Genomic DNA, 14425 nt, shown 5'->3' with positions numbered 1-14425 from the left:
GTGCTTCTTTTCGTGGATGATTTATGCGCATAGTTTACGCGCACTTGCCGCGTGAGAGCGGTAGCGAGGCAGGCGTTTTAAATTTCTGGTGCCCGGCGTAGCATCGCCCCATGACTCAAAACCACGACGATCATGGTCATGCGCACAGCGAGCTGAGCGACATGGATTTGCGGGTGCGTGCTCTCGAGACCGTGCTCACGCAAAAGGGCTACATCGACCCGGCAGCGCTAGACGTATTGATCGATACCTATCAGACCCGCATCGGTCCGCGCAATGGCGCGCTCGTCGTGGCGCGGTCGTGGGTCGACCCCGCGTATCGCGACTGGCTCCGGGCCGATGCGAGTGCGGCCATCGCGTCGCTCGGCTACAGCGGTCGGCAGGGTGAGCACATGGTCGCGGTCGAGAACACACCAGCGCTGCACAACATGGTGGTGTGCACGCTGTGCAGTTGCTATCCGTGGCCGGTGCTGGGCCTGCCGCCCACCTGGTACAAAAGCGCCGCCTACCGCGCGCGGGCCGTCAAGGATCCGCGCGGCGTGTTGGCTGATTTTGGCGTGACGTTGCCCGAGGCCGCGCGCATTCGCATTTGGGATTCGACGGCCGAGGTGCGTTACCTTGTGATCCCCGAGCGGCCCGCGGGCACCGAGGCGTTGGACGAAGCGCAACTCGCCGCGCTGGTGTCGCGCGACTCGATGATCGGCACCGCCCTCGTGCATGCGCACACGCAGGCCCCCGCGCCGGGAACGTCGGCATGAGCGGCGCAACAATGGGCACGATGCCGCAAACGACGCCGTACGTCAGCCATGCCGATCTCGGCGGACAGGCCGGTCACGGCGCAGTGCTGCCCGAGCCCGAAGGCGAACTCTTTCATGCCGATTGGGAGCCACGCGTGTTGGCCATGACGCTGGCGATGGGCGCAACCGGCAGCTGGAACATCGACACCAGCCGGGCAGTACGCGAAACCCTGTCCGACTACTCGCAGCTCGACTACTACCGCATCTGGTGCGCCGCGCTTGAAAAGCTCATGCTTCAGCGCGGCCAGTTGTTTGCCGACGAAATGGCTGCAGGCCGCATGCTGCACGACCCCGCACCGGTGTTGCGCACATTGCAGGCTTTCAGCGTCACCGCCGCGTTGGCCAAAGGCACGCCGACCGAACGCCCTGCCACAACGTCTGCGCGCTTCGCGGTCGGGCAGTGGGTTCGCACCCGCGCGGAGGCCGTCGATCACCACACCCGCTTGCCGTGCTACGTGCGCGGCAAGCGCGGCCGCATCGACCGCGTGCTCGGCACGCATGTCTTCGCTGACAGCCATGCGCAGGGCCTGGGCGAAGCGCCGCAATGGCTTTACACGGTGGTCTTCGACGCGGCGGAGCTTTGGTCCGATCAGACGCTGGAGCACGGTGGAGGCTCCGACGTATCGGTCGACGCCTGGGAGTGCTACTTGCACGAGGCCGCATGAGCGATCTGTTCGCGTCGTCTCCGGGACTGCCGCGCGACGCCGAGGGACCCGTCTTCCGCGAGCCGTGGGAGGCGCAAGCATTCGCAATGGCATTGGCGCTGCACGAGCGCGGACTATTTACATGGGTGGAGTGGGCCGACGCGTTGTCGCGGCAGATCGCAGCTGCGCAAGCTGCAGGCGATCCGGACACCGGCGATACCTACTACCGTCACTGGCTGGCGGCACTCGAAAGCCTGGTCGCCGAAAAAGGCGCGAGTTCGACCGATGAGTTGGCGACCTACCGCCACGCCTGGGACCACGCGGCCGACCGGACACCGCACGGGCAATCGATCGAATTGCGCGCAACCGATTTCGGCTGAAACCTCGGAGGGTCGGCGCAGCTCCGCTCGTCGCCCAGCGCTTCAGACGCGGATCACACGTCCAGGATTCAAGATGTTCTGCGGGTCGAGCCCGCGCTTGATCGCGCGCATCATGCCGAGCGCGACCGGCGACTTGTGCTTTTCGAGCTTGTCGACCTTGAGCCCGCCGATACCATGCTCGGCCGAGAACGAGCCGCCGAATTCAGCGACCGCGTCGTACACCAGCGTATTGACCCGCCCTTCTTGCTCGTTGAGAAAAGCCTTCGGATCGCCGTCGATCGGCGCCTGCACGTTGTAGTGAAGGTTGCCATCGCCGAGGTGGCCAAAATTGACCAGTCGCACACCCGGAATCTCACGCTGGAGCAGCGCATCGGTCGCCGCCACGAAGGCCGGAATGCGCGACACCGCGATCGAGATGTCATGCTTGATGTTCAAGCCTTCTTCGGCCTGCGCCAGCGGAATGTTCTCGCGGATGTGCCAGAGCTGGTGCACCTGCGTCAGGTTCTCGGCAACGACCGCATCGGTCACGCAGCCGTCTTCGAAGGCCGTTTCGAGCAGCGCTTCGAAGCGCGCACGCGCATGCTCCTCGGACTCGCTGTCCGAGTTTTCCAGCAGTACACACCACGGCACGGCGGCATCGTCGACGAAGGGCACGCGCAGTTGCGGCATGTGCTTGGCTACCAGGCTGAGTGCGAACTTGCCCATCACTTCGAAGCCGGTCAAGCCGGAACCGAGGTGCTTGTGCGCGAGGCCCAGCAAGGTCACCGCGTGTTCGAGCGAGGGCACGGCTGCCCAAGCTGTGAGGCGTGCGGCGGGCAGTGGGTACAGCTTCATCGTGGCGGCCGTGATGATGCAGAGGGTGCCTTCGCTGCCGATCATCAGATCGCGCAGGTCGTAGCCGGTGTTGTCTTTGCGGAGGCCACTGGTGCCCTCCCAGATCTCGCCTTGCGGCGTGACGACTTCAAGCCCGAGGCAGAGGTCCCGCGTGTTGCCGTAGCGCACGACCTGCGTGCCGCCAGCGTTGGTCGCCAGGTTGCCGCCGATGGTGCAGCTGCCTTCGGCGGCGAGGCTCAGCGGGAACAGAAACCCGGCCTTCTCGGCCGCCTCTTGCAGCGTTTGCAGGATGCAACCGGCTTCCACTGTCATCGTCAGATTGGCCGCGTCGGTGGCGCGAATCGCATTCATGCGCTGCAGGCTCAGCAGCACCTGCGTGCCGCTGGCATCGGGCGTCGACCCGACCGCGAGGCCGGTGTTGCCGCCCTGCGGCACGATCGACGTGCCGACTGCGGCGCAGGCCTTGACGACTGCGGCAACCTGCTGCGTGTTGGCCGGGCGGACAACGGCCAGCGCCTTGCCGCGTTCGCGCTTGCGCCAGTCTTGCTCCCATACGGTGAGGTCGCCTTCTGTAAGGACGTTGCCAGCGCCGACGATGGCGCGCAGTTGTTCGATGAGTGCGGTCAAGGCGCTGAACCCTCCAGATTGCCAACGTTTCGAAGAGCGGCGGCCTGGCTCAAGCGCGTGCGCACGTGCCAGGCACAGGCCACGAAAAGAGAGAGGCACAGGCCGACTTCGATCAGCGCGAGTATCTGACCCACGCCATTGCGGTCGCTCCAGGCGCGCACCACGCCCTCGATGAAATAAAGCCAGATCATCAGGCTGACCCAGCGGTAGGTGTACATGCGGTTTTTGAGCAGCCCGGCGAGCGGCACGACCAACGGCAGCACCTTGAGCGCGAGCAGCGATCCGCCAGGCCGGATCGGCGCAAGCCACAGCTCCCACACAAGGCCGAGCAAGATGAGTCCCACGAGGCTGCCGACAGCGAGCCGGCGCGTTGCGACCACGCTGGAACTGACCGGTGCTGCGGGGACAGCGGCGGTGGAAGCGGCGGCTGAAGAGGGCTGCGGGGAGGTGGTTTTCATGTTCGAGATCTCCCCTCGTGCATGGCGCCAGCGGCGTTCCTCGGGCCGCGCAAGGGTTCACTCCTATGATACCGACCATGGATCGACAGCAGCTCTGGAAAGGCTTTGCCCGCTTTCCGTGGCGCAACACCGCCGCGGTGCTGGGTGAGCGCTTTCGCGAAGACCGGCTGGGGCTCACCGCGAGCAGCCTGACCTTTACCACGACCATCGCGATGGTCCCGTTCTTTACCGTTGCGCTGGCGCTCTTCACCGTGTTTCCGATGTTCTCGACGCTGGAGGGACGCCTCCAGCGCTGGTTCATCCAAAGCCTGATCCCGGACAACATCGCGCGACAGGTGCTGGGCTATCTCAATCAGTTCTCCAGCAAGGCCAGCGGGCTCGGCATCGCCGGGCTGCTCGTGCTGCTGGTCACGGCCATCGCTCTCTTCCTGACAATCGACAAGACGCTCAACAACATCTGGCGCGTGCGGTCTCCGCGACCGTTCGCTCAGCGCGTGCTGATCTATTGGGCGGCCATCACGTTGGGGCCGTTGATCCTCGCCATCAGCCTGTCGACGACGTCGTATGTCTTCGCGGCGTCGCGGGGAGTCGTCGGGGACAGTGGCGGCATCCTCAAGCTGCTGTTCGACACCTTCGAATTCGTCTTGCTGGCCGCCGGCATCGCGTCGCTCTATCACTACGTGCCCAACACCAACGTGCGCTGGTCGCACGCTTGGGTCGGCGGCTTCTTCGTGGCGGCCGCCATCGAAATCGCCAAGCGCGTGCTCGGCTACTACCTGCGACTGGTGCCGAGCTACTCGATGGTGTACGGCGCCTTCGCGACCCTTCCGATCCTGCTCGTGTGGATCTACGTCGCGTGGGTCATCGTGCTGCTCGGCGCGGTGATCGCGGCCTACCTGCCGAGCCTGATCGCCGGTGTCTCGCGGCGCGGCAACACGGCCGGCTGGCCGCTGCAGCTCGCGGTCGAATCGCTGCAGCATCTGTCGCGGGCGCAAGGGACGGCGCGGCGGGGCCTGAGCGCCGAAGCTCTGGTCGCGACGATGAAGGTCGACCCGCTGCAGTTGGCGCCGGTGCTCGAAACGCTGGTCGCGCTCGACTGGATCGCGCCGATTGCCGAAGAACTCGGCACTGGCGACGCGCGCTACGTCTTGTTGGCCGACCCAGCCACGCCGCTCGAGCCCTTGCTCGAGGAGCTTTTGATGCCGAGTGCTGCGCCGCTAGAGAATCTGTGGCAAAAAGGGCCGCTGCGTTCGCTGCGCTTGCGAGATGTTCTGGCGAATGCATTGCCTGTCAAACCCGAAATTGCCAAGCTCCCCCCGCGTGACCGCTTCGCCTGACGCACTCGATGCCCCTGCCGTGCTCGCCATCCCTGGCGCGCCTGCGCAGGCACCGGCCATTGCCAGCGTGCCGTGGGTCGTCTGCTTGTGCGCCGAATGGTGCGGCGCGTGTCGCGAATACCGGCCGCTGTTCGAGCAGGTCGCGCGTGCGCATCCTTCGCTCCGATTCGCGTGGGTCGACATCGAAGACCACGCCGACATCGCCGACGATTTCGATGTCGAGACTTTTCCGACGCTGCTGGTCGCTGGTGCAGACGGCACGCGTTTCGCCGGCCCGTTGTTGCCGCACGCCGAAACGTTGAGCCGGTTGTTGTCTGCGTTGCAATCGCCCCAGCCTGCGGCGCCAGAGGTGACCGCGCTGCTGAAGGCACTCGAAGCCTCGCCGGCAACTTTTTCGGTGGGTACACCGTGAAGGTGCCGATGCCCCGAGCTTGAACCGGTCAACCGCGCAAAAAATCCCGCAACGCGAACAGCACATCGTCCGGCGCCTCGCTCATCAGCGCGTGGCCGGCGTGCACCATCACCACCTTGGCATTCGGCGTCTTGCTCGTCAGCGTCTTTGTGGCGCGCGGCTGCGTCATCTGATCGGCATCGCCAAGCAGGAACAGGACAGGACATCGCACCGCCGAAATCGCCGACTCACCGCCCGCGTAGTCGTTGCACGCCTTGAAGCCGACGTGGAAGACGTTGACGTCGCGGTTGCTCGACAGAACCCGGCGCATCAGCGCGCGCGAGCTGCCGTAGAGCCAGGTACCGGGGCCGAGTGAGGAGGGCGGCGGTGCCAACATCGAATGCGAGAAGTTGTTGACCATGTCGATCGCGCGCAGCGGCTGGTTGAGCGAGCTTTCGAGCAGTGCCGGTGACACGACCATCGGGTAGGCCGTACCCACCATCGCAAGGTGCGTTACGCGGGTTGGTGCGCGGGCAGCCGCTTCAAGCGCGATCAGCGAACCAAAACTGTGGCCGACCAGCGCGGCTTTCTCGATGCCGGCTGCGTCGAGTAGAGCAACGATGAATTGCGCGGCCTCTTCGACGCTCGCTGGCGGCGCGCCTGCGCTGCGGCAGTGGCCGGGCAGGTCGACAGCCAGCACGTTCCAGCCATGGTTGGCAAAGTAACGGCTCTGAAGAATCCAGACGCTGTGGTCGTTGAGCACGCCGTGGATGAAGACGACCGTCGGCTTGGCCGCATCGAGGGGCTTGCCGCCGGTGTAGGCGTACGTGGTGTGGCCGTTGACTGTGTAGTTCACATCAGGCCCCCGTCTTTTCAGCTGCCTTCAAAGCCCGCTTCAAATCGTCGATCAGGTCAGCCGGGTCTTCCAGCCCGATCGACAGCCGGATCGTCCCTTGAGAAATCCCCGCACCCGCCAGCGCCTCGTCGGTCATCCGGAAGTGCGTGGTGCTCGCCGGATGAATCACCAGACTGCGACAGTCACCCACGTTGGCCAAATGACTGAAGAGCTTCAGCGCTTCGATGAAAGTCTTGCCCTGCTCGCGACTGCCCTTGATGTCGAAGCTGAAGACTGCACCGGCACCCTTGGCGCCGTGACGCAACAGCTTTTTCGCCAGCGCATGACTCGGATGCGATTCGATCAGCGGATGGCCGACACGTGACACGAACGGATGCGCCGCCAGAAATTCGACCACCTTCTGCGTGTTGTCGATGTGCCGCTCCATCCGCAGAGGCAATGTCTCGATGCCCTGCAGGATGAGCCAGGCGGTGTGCGGGCTCATCGATGCACCGAAGTCGCGCAGGCCCTCGCGGCGGGCCCGCAGCAAAAAGGCGCCGACGGTGCTTTCCTCGCTGAAGACCATGTTGTGAAAGCCGTCGTAGGCCTCGGTCAGCTCTGCGAACTTGCCCGATCGTTCCCAGTCGAAACTGCCACCATCGACCACCACGCCGCCGATCACGGTGCCGTGCCCCGAAAGGAATTTCGTGGCCGAGTGGTAGACCAGATCGGCGCCCCAATCAAAGGGTTTGATGAGGTACGGAGACGTCAGCGTGGAGTCGACCAGCAGCGGCACGCCGGCCGCGTGCGCGATGTCGCTCACGGCCGGAATGTCGAGCACATCGAGGCCGGGGTTGCCCACGGTTTCACCGAAGAGCAGCTTGGTCTCGGGCCGGATCGCGGCCCGCCAGCCGTCGAAATCTCCCGGCTTCACGAAGGTCGTCTCGATGCCGAAGCGTCGCATCGTGTAGTGCAAAAGGTTCTGCGAGCCGCCATAGAGGGCCGTGCTCGCGACGATGTGCGAGCCCGCGCCCATCAGCGTCGCGATGCTCAGGTGCAGCGCGGCCTGTCCGCTGGCCGTGGCAATGGCGCCGATGCCGCCTTCGAGTGCCGCGACGCGCTGTTCGAGCACCGCGTTGGTCGGGTTGCTGATGCGCGAGTAGACATGGCCCGCGCGCTCCAGGTTGAAGAGCGCGGCCGCATGGTCGCTCGACTCGAAGACGAACGAAGTGGTGAGATGGATCGGCGTCGCGCGGGCACCGGTGGCGGGGTCGGGCGACGCGCCGGCGTGCAGCGCGAGCGTGTCGAAACCAGGGTCTGAATAGCCGGGCATGGGTCTCCTTGGGCAAAAACGCGAGGCCGATCTTGTTGATCGCCGGTCATTGTGGGCTATATTCAATTTGGCATTCCGCCGAGCCGAGGAGCATCAAGATGAAGGTCAGCGACATCCTGCGCGTCAAGGGCAGCACCCTCTTTACCGTTACGCCCGATGAGCCCCTGTCGACCGCGGTTTCGGTCATGGCGGAGAAAGACATCGGCTCGCTCGTCGTCATGGAACACGGCGACCTCGTCGGAATGCTCACGTTTCGCGAAGTCATCCTGGCGATCGTCAGCAATGGCGGCCAGGTTGGCGGCCAGGTTCGCCGGGCGATGGACGATGCACCCGTCACTTGCACCGTCGAGACCGACCTCGATGAAATCCGCCGCATCATGCTGGAGCGCCACGCGCGCTACATGCCCGTCATGGACAAACGCGTGTTGATGGGCGTGATCAGCTTCTACGACGTCGCCAAGGCGGTGGTCGACAGCCAGAATTTCGAGAACAAGATGCTCAAGGCGTATATCCGAGACTGGCCCACGGAAGAAGAGCCGGGCAACTGAGCCGATCGATTCGGCTCAGTGGGAGTCGGTTCAGTGCAGGTCGGCCGCCGCGTGAATCGCCTCGCGCACGCGTGGATAAATCTGCGCATTCCACTTGCTGCCACTGAACACGCCGTAGTGCCCGACGCCGGCCTGCAAATGGTGGGTCCGTAGATAAGGTCGAACGCCGGTGCACAGGTCCTGCGCAGCCACTGTCTGGCCGACCGCGCAGATGTCGTCCCTCTCGCCTTCGACCGTGATCAACGCCGTCTTGCGGATGGCGGCCGGGTTCACCTTGCGATCGCCCACGGTGAGCTCGCCACGCGGCAGGTCGTAAGTCTGGAACACCCGCTCGACCGTCTCCAGATAAAACTCCGCCGCCAAGTCGTTGACCGCCAGATACTCGTCGTAGAAATTGCGAATGGCGTCGGCCTTTTCGGTCTCGCCTTCGACCAGATGGGTGTACAGATCTTCAAACTGCTTCTTGTGCCGCTCCGGATTCATGCTCATGAAGGCCGACAGCTGAAGAAAGCCGGGGTACACCTTGCGCCCCATACCGGGGTGCGGAAACGGAACGCGGCTGATGAGGTTGTCCTTGAACCACTTGATCGGCTTGCTCACCGCCAGTGTGTTCACGCCCGTCGGGTTGATGCGGCAATCGACCGGGCCGGCCATCAGCGTCAAACTGCGCGGCGTGGCGGGGTTGTCGTCTTCAGACATCAGTGCCGTAGCGGCGAGCGCGGCTACGCAGGGCTGGCACACCGCCACCATGTGCGCGCCGGGGCCGATGGCTTCCATGAAGCTCATCAACTGCAGCGTGTATTCGTCGAGGCCGAAGCCGCCCTTGTACAGCGGCACATCGCGTGCGTTGTGCCAGTCGGTGATGTACACGTCGTGGTCGCGCAGCAGAGTGCGCACGGTTTCACGCAGCAGTGTCGCGAAATGGCCCGACAACGGTGCGGCCAGCAACACAGGCGGGTGCACCGCTTTAGTGTCTTTGCGAAAGTGCAGCAGCGTGCCGAAGTCTGCCACCAGCGTTTTCTCTTCGGTGACGGCCGTTTCGACGCCGTCGACCAGCACACTCTTGATGTTGTAGTCGGGCCGCGAATGCGTGAGGCGCATGCGCGAAAAGACTTCGAGCTTGGCGGCCATCTTGCGGGCCATGGTTCGCTCGGAGCCGTCTTGCCACAACGCGCTTCCAGTGAACTGGGCGAAGAGACGGGCGGGCGACATCATGTCGGCCTGGGTTTGATAGAGCCGGTAGAGCATGACGCTGCTGCAGGCAAGTTGCGGGCCATGCGGTGGTGGCATGGGCCTTGCAGAACGAAGTCCTACAGTCCCAAGGAGTGTCATCGCATGGCCAAACCCGTTCTCACGATCAGCAGCAAAAACTACGGCGCGTGGTCTCTGCGTGGCTGGCTCATGTGCAAGTTAGCCGGGCTCGATTTCAGCGAGACGATCATCCCGCCGGACGATCCGGCCATGAAGGCCGAGATGCTGCTGCTCTCGTCGTCGATGCTGGTGCCTTCGTTGCAACATGGCGGCATCAAGGTATGGGACACGCTGGCCATCGGCGAGTACTTGAACGAGATCAAGCCCAAGGCCGGCCTGCTGCCTGCCGACGCTGCGGCGCGCGCCCACTGCCGCGCCATCTGCGGCGAAATGCACTCTGGCTTCGCCTCGATGCGCGGCGCGTTGCCGATGAACATCAAGGCCCATTTCAAGGGCTTCAAGGTGTGGTCGCGAGCGCAGTCGGACATCGACCGCGTGGTCGCGATCTGGCGCGAGTGCTTCAAGTCTTATGGCGGTCCGTTTCTCTTCGGCAAGCAGCCGTGCATCGCCGACGCAATGTACGCGCCGGTCGTCACGCGCTTTTTGAGCTACGACGTGCCGCTCGACAGCGCCTGCATGTCGTATTGCAAGCGCGTGATGGAGCTGCCCGCGATGAAAGAGTGGGTGGCCGACGCCAAGCTCGAGCCCGAAGAAATCGACGAGCTGGACGCCGAGTTCTGACGTTTTCGCGCTGGTCGAATGAGCAGCCGAATGACAGGTTGCGCTGAACGCGTGTCGGTGGAATACTGGATGCAATCACAGTATCCGAGGCCACCGTGTCCGAAGCCTTCATTCCCCTCTCCGCCCTCAAAGGCCGCGGCGCCGCCAGCCGTCTCGCGCACCGCTTCGAGCGCGACACGCGCGAAGCGTGGGACGACGGGTGGGGTACGCTTGAGGAAGAGTACGGTGAGCCGCCGGCGCGCATCGAAACCGAAGTGCGCTTCGAAGACGTCAAGTCGGTCATCAACCAGAACGACTCGCCGGACATCCCGTTCGATCGCTCCATCAATCCGTATCGGGGCTGCGAGCACGGCTGCATCTATTGCTTCGCACGACCGACGCACAGCTACCTCAACCTGTCGCCGGGGCTCGACTTCGAAACCAAACTCATCGCCAAGCGCAACATCGCCGAGGTGCTGCGCACCGAGCTCGGCCGCAAGAGCTACAAGCCGAGCCACATCGCGATCGGCACCGCGACCGATTGCTACCAACCGATCGAACGCGAGCTGCGGCTGACGCGCTCGGCCATCGAAGTGTTCAAGGAAACGCGGCATCCGTTCGGCCTTGTGACCAAGTCGAGCGCGGTCGAGCAAGACCTGGATTTGATCGCGCCGATGGCGGCCGATCGGCTGGCCGCGGTGTACATCACAGTGACGACGCTCGATGGCGAACTGGCGCGCAAGCTCGAGCCGCGCGCCGCCGCGCCGCACCGGCGGTTACGCACCATCAAGACCTTGGTCGATGCCGGTGTGCCGGTGGGCGTGAGCGTAGCGCCGCAGATCCCGTTCATCAACGAAGACATGGAGCACGTGCTCGAAGCCGCTTGGGAGGCGGGCGCACGCAGCGCGTTCTACACAGTGATTCGGTTGCCGTGGGAAGTCGCGCCGCTCTTCAAGCAATGGCTCGAAGTGCATTACCCGGACCGTGCCGCGCGCGTCATGGCGCGCATCCGCGAGATGCGGGGCGGCAAGGACTACGACGCCGACTTCGCGACGCGCATGAAAGGCACTGGCTTGTGGGCCGACCTGATTCGCCAGCGCTTCGAGAAGGCGACGAACCGCATCGGCTTCAATCGGCAACGCGTCGAGCTCGATCTGTCGGCGTTCCGGCCGCCGGGTGTGGTGGGTCAGGGCGATCTGTTCTAAGTCATGCCGTCAGTGACAGCCGCAGCTTCGTCACGTTGGGGTTGCCCGCATCGCGCTGCAGCGTGAATCCCAGCTTGCGCGCCAGCATCAGCATGCCGCGGTTGTCGTAGAGCGTGATGTCGTCCAGCGTGCTGACACCCGCGCTGCGCGCCGCATCGATCAGGCGTTGCAACAGTTTCTCGGCCAGTCCACGGCGCTGCCACGCATCGCCGATAACGATCGCGAACTCGGCGATGCCACTGGTTTCAGGCGTATCGCCGCGCACGTAACGCACTACACCTATCTGATGCTCGTGACCGTTGACGGGCGTCGTGGCGATCAACGCCAATTCGCGCTCGTAGTCGATGTCGGTCATGTGCCGCAGCTCGGCCTCTTGCGGCATGCGTGGAGACAGCAGCCGCGCATAGCCGGTGTGCGGTAACAGGCCGTGCACGAAGTGCGTGTGCATGGCCAGATCGTCGGACCGAATCGGCCGGATGCGCACTGGTGTTCCATCTTTCAGCTGCCAGTCCTCGACCAGATGGGCGGGATAGCGGCTGAAAGGCTGGGTCATTGTCGTGACGCGTTGGTATCGCGGGAGTACGCGTGCGCTGGGCTCAGCCGATGACTTCAGGCCAGGCGGTGTGGAAGAACTGGCCTTCGGGCTTGTCGACGCGCTCGTAGGTGTGAGCCCCGAAAAAGTCGCGCTGCGCCTGCAGCAAATTTGCCGGCAAACGCTCGGCGCGGTAGCTGTCGTAGTACGCCAGCGACGCGCTGAAGGCCGGCACCGGAATGCCGTTGCTCACCGCCATTGCAACCACTTCGCGCCAGTTCTGCTGCGTGCTGTTGAGCAGGTCCTTGAAGAAGGGGTCGAGCATCAGATTGGTGAGCGCCTTGTCCGTGCGATAGGCGTCGGTGATGCGGTTCAAAAATCGCGCGCGAATGATGCAGCCGCCGCGCCAGATCGATGCGATGCCACCGAGGTCGAGCCCCCATTGCTTCTTCTCGCCCATCGTCTTGATGAGGTCGAAGCCCTGCGTGTAGCTCACGACTTTCGATGCATAGAGCGCGTCGTGCACCTTGTCGACCAGCGCTTTCTTCTCGATGCTGAAGGCCGGCTTGGGCCCCTGCAAAAGCTTACTCGCCACCACGCGCTGCTTTTTCTGCGACGACAGCACGCGCGCCTCGACGGCAGCGTTGATGGTGCTGATGACGATCGCCTGCTCGGCCGCGTTGATGAGCGTCCATTGCCCGGTGCCTTTTTGCCCGGCCTTGTCGAGGATCATGTCGACCAGCGCGTTGCCAGTCTCGGGGTCTTTCTGCTCGAGCGCCTTGCCGGTGATCTGGATCAGGTAGCTCTGCAGGTCGCCTTCGTTCCACTCGGTGAAGATCGCAGCCATCTCGTCGGTGGTGAAACCGGCCGCCTTGAACAGGCTGTAAGCCTCGCAGATCAGCTGCATGTCGCCATACTCAATGCCGTTGTGGATCATCTTCACGTAGTGGCCGGCGCCGCCGGGGCCGATGTGGATCACGCAAGGCTCGCCATCGACCTTGGCTGCGATGCTCTCGAAGATCGGCTTCATTACTTCCCAAGTCGACGCGGGGCCGCCGGGCATGATGGCCGGGCCCTTGCGCGCGCCTTCTTCACCACCCGACACGCCCGCGCCGACGAAGCGAAGGCCTTTGCCGGCCAGGTAGGCATCGCGCCGCTCGGTGTCGGTGTAGAGGCTATTGCCCCCGTCGATCACGATGTCGTCCTTGGCGAGCAAGGGAATGAGCTGCTCGATCACCTGGTCGACCGGCGCACCAGCCTTCACCATGATCTGAATCTTGCGCGGCAGCGCGAGGCTCTGCACGAAAGCTTCTAGCGTGTCGCAGCCGACCAGCTTCTTACCCGGGTTCTTCGCGACGAACTCGTCGGTCTTGTCGGTCGTGCGATTGAACACGCTGACCTGAAAACCGCGGCTCTCGACGTTCAGCACCAGGTTCTGGCCCATCACGGCCAAGCCGATCAAACCGAAATCGCTCTTTTTGATTTCCGCGGAGGTGCTGCTGCTCATGGTGTCTTTCATGCGGGGCACGGAGGGTGCTTGGCGGTTGGTGTTCTGTCGGCCATTTTGCCGCGCATGCAGAAAACGCGCACTGCCGCCGCAACGGCGCATGGCTGACGTAGGACGCCGATGCGCTGCGCAAGGCTTGCGGCCTTGTCAGTCGTCGCAATTCACAGGGGAACATTCACATGCAACGGTTCATCGATCGCACCGTCACCGTCACCGTCACCGTCACGGGGGCTGTCGCAAGCCCAGCGCGTCGTACACACGGATCGATGCATACGCGTCGTTCGCAGCGTAGCGAATCTGCGAGTCGGTCAGTTGCTTGTTCGCCCAGTTCGACGTCGTCGCCTTGCGCGACTTCATGAAGCGTCGGTCGAACACCAGCGCGACAGCCGTCTTCACGCCAACCGATTTCCTATACCCTCGCCGCCGAAATTCGTTGTCGATGTCGAACACTGCGCGCGGCTCGGTGCCGAGGCGATTGCGGATCAGTGTGAGATCGGTCGACAGGCCGAACCCGACCTTCAGCAATGCCGTTGAGTCGATGAGCATCTGTATGGTCGGGATGCAATCGGTGCGATGCAACTGGAACAGATAGGCGGTCGTCATCGTCGAGAACTGGACGAGGTGGGGGCCGGTGTTGACTTCGTTCTTGGCGAAGGTGGGCTTGGATTCTGTATCGAATCCGACGATGCGCGCGGCCAGCAAATCTGCTGCTGCGCGGGCCGCATCGTCGACCGTTCCGACCACCACGATGTCTTGCAGGTCGAGTCCGTCGAAGGGCGCCAGTAGCGCGATCTGCTCGCGCTCGGGCAACTCCGAGATCGGCAGGACGTGAGGGTGTTGGGCGTCGATCAACGGGCGGGTGCTTTCTTTTTCTTTGGCGGGGGCTGCGCTGATTTCATGCGGGATGGCTTGCCCGATCGTACGACCGCCTCCCATCCGAGCCTCCCCCAGCGCAACATACGGCGCGCCTGGATGCGGCCGGGCTTTTCGAACACTTCGGGCAGGCTTTCGGCGAGACCGCTCATGGTC

Annotated in this window: 17 protein-coding genes; 8 read left to right on the top strand and 9 right to left on the bottom strand. The window is 63.9% G+C overall.

What is annotated here, in order from left to right:
- The first annotated feature begins 110 nt into the window (after positions 1-110).
- The 3 genes from nthA to QN397_RS19230 are packed head-to-tail and all read left to right on the top strand — an operon-like array spanning position 111 to position 1818.
- Positions 111-755, top strand: coding sequence for a nitrile hydratase subunit alpha (nthA, locus tag QN397_RS19240; RefSeq protein WP_323497350.1), 645 nt, complete (start codon positions 111-113; stop codon positions 753-755).
- On the top strand, positions 752-1459 hold the full coding sequence (gene nthB, locus QN397_RS19235; RefSeq protein WP_323497349.1) for a nitrile hydratase subunit beta: 708 nt from the start codon (positions 752-754) through the stop codon (positions 1457-1459). The genes nthA and nthB overlap by 4 nt, the downstream gene beginning before the upstream one ends.
- A complete protein-coding gene (locus QN397_RS19230; RefSeq protein WP_323497348.1) occupies positions 1456-1818 on the top strand; it encodes a nitrile hydratase accessory protein in 363 nt (120 codons plus the stop codon). Before nthB ends, QN397_RS19230 begins: the two co-directional genes overlap by 4 nt.
- Before the next feature lie 42 nt (positions 1819-1860).
- Here the strand turns inward: QN397_RS19230 and QN397_RS19225 are convergent, their stop codons facing one another.
- The gene (locus QN397_RS19225; RefSeq protein ID WP_323497347.1) at positions 1861-3279 is read right to left on the bottom strand and encodes an FAD-binding oxidoreductase; all 1419 of its coding nucleotides are present in this window, start codon (positions 3277-3279) and stop codon (positions 1861-1863) included.
- Positions 3276-3737: a DUF2069 domain-containing protein gene (locus tag QN397_RS19220; RefSeq protein ID WP_323497346.1), complete on the bottom strand. Its 462-nt coding sequence runs from the start codon at positions 3735-3737 to the stop codon at positions 3276-3278. Before QN397_RS19220 ends, QN397_RS19225 begins: the two co-directional genes overlap by 4 nt.
- A 65-nt stretch (positions 3738-3802) precedes the next feature.
- On the opposite strand from QN397_RS19220, the gene QN397_RS19215 reads away from it, so the two are divergent.
- Positions 3803-5074 carry a YihY family inner membrane protein gene (locus tag QN397_RS19215; protein WP_323497345.1) on the top strand — a complete coding sequence of 424 codons (1272 nt, stop codon included), beginning with the start codon at positions 3803-3805 and terminating at the stop codon, positions 5072-5074.
- A gap of 19 nt (positions 5075-5093) precedes the next feature.
- Positions 5094-5486 carry a thioredoxin family protein gene (locus QN397_RS19210; RefSeq protein ID WP_323497442.1) on the top strand — a complete coding sequence of 131 codons (393 nt, stop codon included), beginning with the start codon at positions 5094-5096 and terminating at the stop codon, positions 5484-5486.
- Between the two features lie 28 nt (positions 5487-5514).
- Here the strand turns inward: QN397_RS19210 and QN397_RS19205 are convergent, their stop codons facing one another.
- Together QN397_RS19205 and QN397_RS19200 are read right to left on the bottom strand one after the other, a co-directional pair.
- Positions 5515-6321 carry an alpha/beta hydrolase gene (locus QN397_RS19205; RefSeq protein ID WP_323497344.1) on the bottom strand — a complete coding sequence of 269 codons (807 nt, stop codon included), beginning with the start codon at positions 6319-6321 and terminating at the stop codon, positions 5515-5517.
- 1 nt (position 6322) lies between these two features.
- A complete protein-coding gene (locus QN397_RS19200) occupies positions 6323-7633 on the bottom strand; it encodes an O-acetylhomoserine aminocarboxypropyltransferase (RefSeq protein WP_323497343.1) in 1311 nt (436 codons plus the stop codon).
- Between the two features lie 98 nt (positions 7634-7731).
- On the opposite strand from QN397_RS19200, the gene QN397_RS19195 reads away from it, so the two are divergent.
- Positions 7732-8181: a CBS domain-containing protein gene (locus QN397_RS19195; protein WP_187051114.1), complete on the top strand. Its 450-nt coding sequence runs from the start codon at positions 7732-7734 to the stop codon at positions 8179-8181.
- 30 nt (positions 8182-8211) lie between these two features.
- On the opposite strand, the gene QN397_RS19190 is transcribed toward QN397_RS19195, so the two are convergent.
- Positions 8212-9429 carry a polyhydroxyalkanoate depolymerase gene (locus QN397_RS19190; RefSeq protein ID WP_323497441.1) on the bottom strand — a complete coding sequence of 406 codons (1218 nt, stop codon included), beginning with the start codon at positions 9427-9429 and terminating at the stop codon, positions 8212-8214.
- An 87-nt stretch (positions 9430-9516) separates the two neighbouring features.
- Here QN397_RS19190 and QN397_RS19185 point away from each other — a divergent pair, with 87 nt between their 5' ends.
- Positions 9517-10173: a glutathione S-transferase family protein gene (locus QN397_RS19185; protein WP_323497342.1), complete on the top strand. Its 657-nt coding sequence runs from the start codon at positions 9517-9519 to the stop codon at positions 10171-10173.
- Positions 10174-10268: 95 nt separating this feature from the next.
- A complete protein-coding gene (locus tag QN397_RS19180) occupies positions 10269-11357 on the top strand; it encodes a PA0069 family radical SAM protein (protein ID WP_323497341.1) in 1089 nt (362 codons plus the stop codon).
- Position 11358: 1 nt separating this feature from the next.
- Here the strand turns inward: QN397_RS19180 and QN397_RS19175 are convergent, their stop codons facing one another.
- From QN397_RS19175 to QN397_RS19160, 4 genes are all read right to left on the bottom strand, one after another.
- The gene (locus tag QN397_RS19175; protein ID WP_323497340.1) at positions 11359-11910 is read right to left on the bottom strand and encodes a GNAT family N-acetyltransferase; all 552 of its coding nucleotides are present in this window, start codon (positions 11908-11910) and stop codon (positions 11359-11361) included.
- 43 nt (positions 11911-11953) lie between these two features.
- Positions 11954-13372, bottom strand: coding sequence for an NADP-dependent phosphogluconate dehydrogenase (gene gndA / locus QN397_RS19170; protein WP_416352190.1), 1419 nt, complete (start codon positions 13370-13372; stop codon positions 11954-11956).
- Between the two features lie 246 nt (positions 13373-13618).
- A complete protein-coding gene (locus QN397_RS19165; RefSeq protein ID WP_323497338.1) occupies positions 13619-14248 on the bottom strand; it encodes a 3'-5' exonuclease in 630 nt (209 codons plus the stop codon).
- On the bottom strand, positions 14245-14421 hold the full coding sequence (locus QN397_RS19160; protein WP_323497337.1) for a hypothetical protein: 177 nt from the start codon (positions 14419-14421) through the stop codon (positions 14245-14247). Before QN397_RS19160 ends, QN397_RS19165 begins: the two co-directional genes overlap by 4 nt.
- Positions 14422-14425 lie beyond the last annotated feature (4 nt).

This window comes from Variovorax sp. RTB1 (assembly GCF_035018765.1).
Taxonomy (GTDB): domain Bacteria; phylum Pseudomonadota; class Gammaproteobacteria; order Burkholderiales; family Burkholderiaceae_C; genus Variovorax.
The sequence above is the reverse complement of the archived record's forward strand: the minus strand, read 5'-3'. Positions and strand labels throughout refer to the sequence as shown.

Bases quoted from the DNA above. Each gene is read 5' to 3' on its own strand.
- nthA (WP_323497350.1), top strand. From the start codon at position 111: ATGACTCAAAACCACGACGATCATGGTCATGCGCACAGCGAGCTGAGC.
- nthB (WP_323497349.1), top strand. From the start codon at position 752: ATGAGCGGCGCAACAATGGGCACGATGCCGCAAACGACGCCGTACGTC.
- QN397_RS19230 (WP_323497348.1), top strand. From the start codon at position 1,456: ATGAGCGATCTGTTCGCGTCGTCTCCGGGACTGCCGCGCGACGCCGAG.
- QN397_RS19220 (WP_323497346.1), bottom strand. From the start codon at position 3,737: ATGAAAACCACCTCCCCGCAGCCCTCTTCAGCCGCCGCTTCCACCGCC.
- QN397_RS19215 (WP_323497345.1), top strand. From the start codon at position 3,803: ATGATACCGACCATGGATCGACAGCAGCTCTGGAAAGGCTTTGCCCGC.
- QN397_RS19200 (WP_323497343.1), bottom strand. From the start codon at position 7,633: ATGCCCGGCTATTCAGACCCTGGTTTCGACACGCTCGCGCTGCACGCC.
- QN397_RS19195 (WP_187051114.1), top strand. From the start codon at position 7,732: ATGAAGGTCAGCGACATCCTGCGCGTCAAGGGCAGCACCCTCTTTACC.
- QN397_RS19190 (WP_323497441.1), bottom strand. From the start codon at position 9,429: ATGCTCTACCGGCTCTATCAAACCCAGGCCGACATGATGTCGCCCGCC.
- QN397_RS19185 (WP_323497342.1), top strand. From the start codon at position 9,517: ATGGCCAAACCCGTTCTCACGATCAGCAGCAAAAACTACGGCGCGTGG.
- QN397_RS19175 (WP_323497340.1), bottom strand. From the start codon at position 11,910: ATGACCCAGCCTTTCAGCCGCTATCCCGCCCATCTGGTCGAGGACTGG.
- QN397_RS19160 (WP_323497337.1), bottom strand. From the start codon at position 14,421: ATGAGCGGTCTCGCCGAAAGCCTGCCCGAAGTGTTCGAAAAGCCCGGC.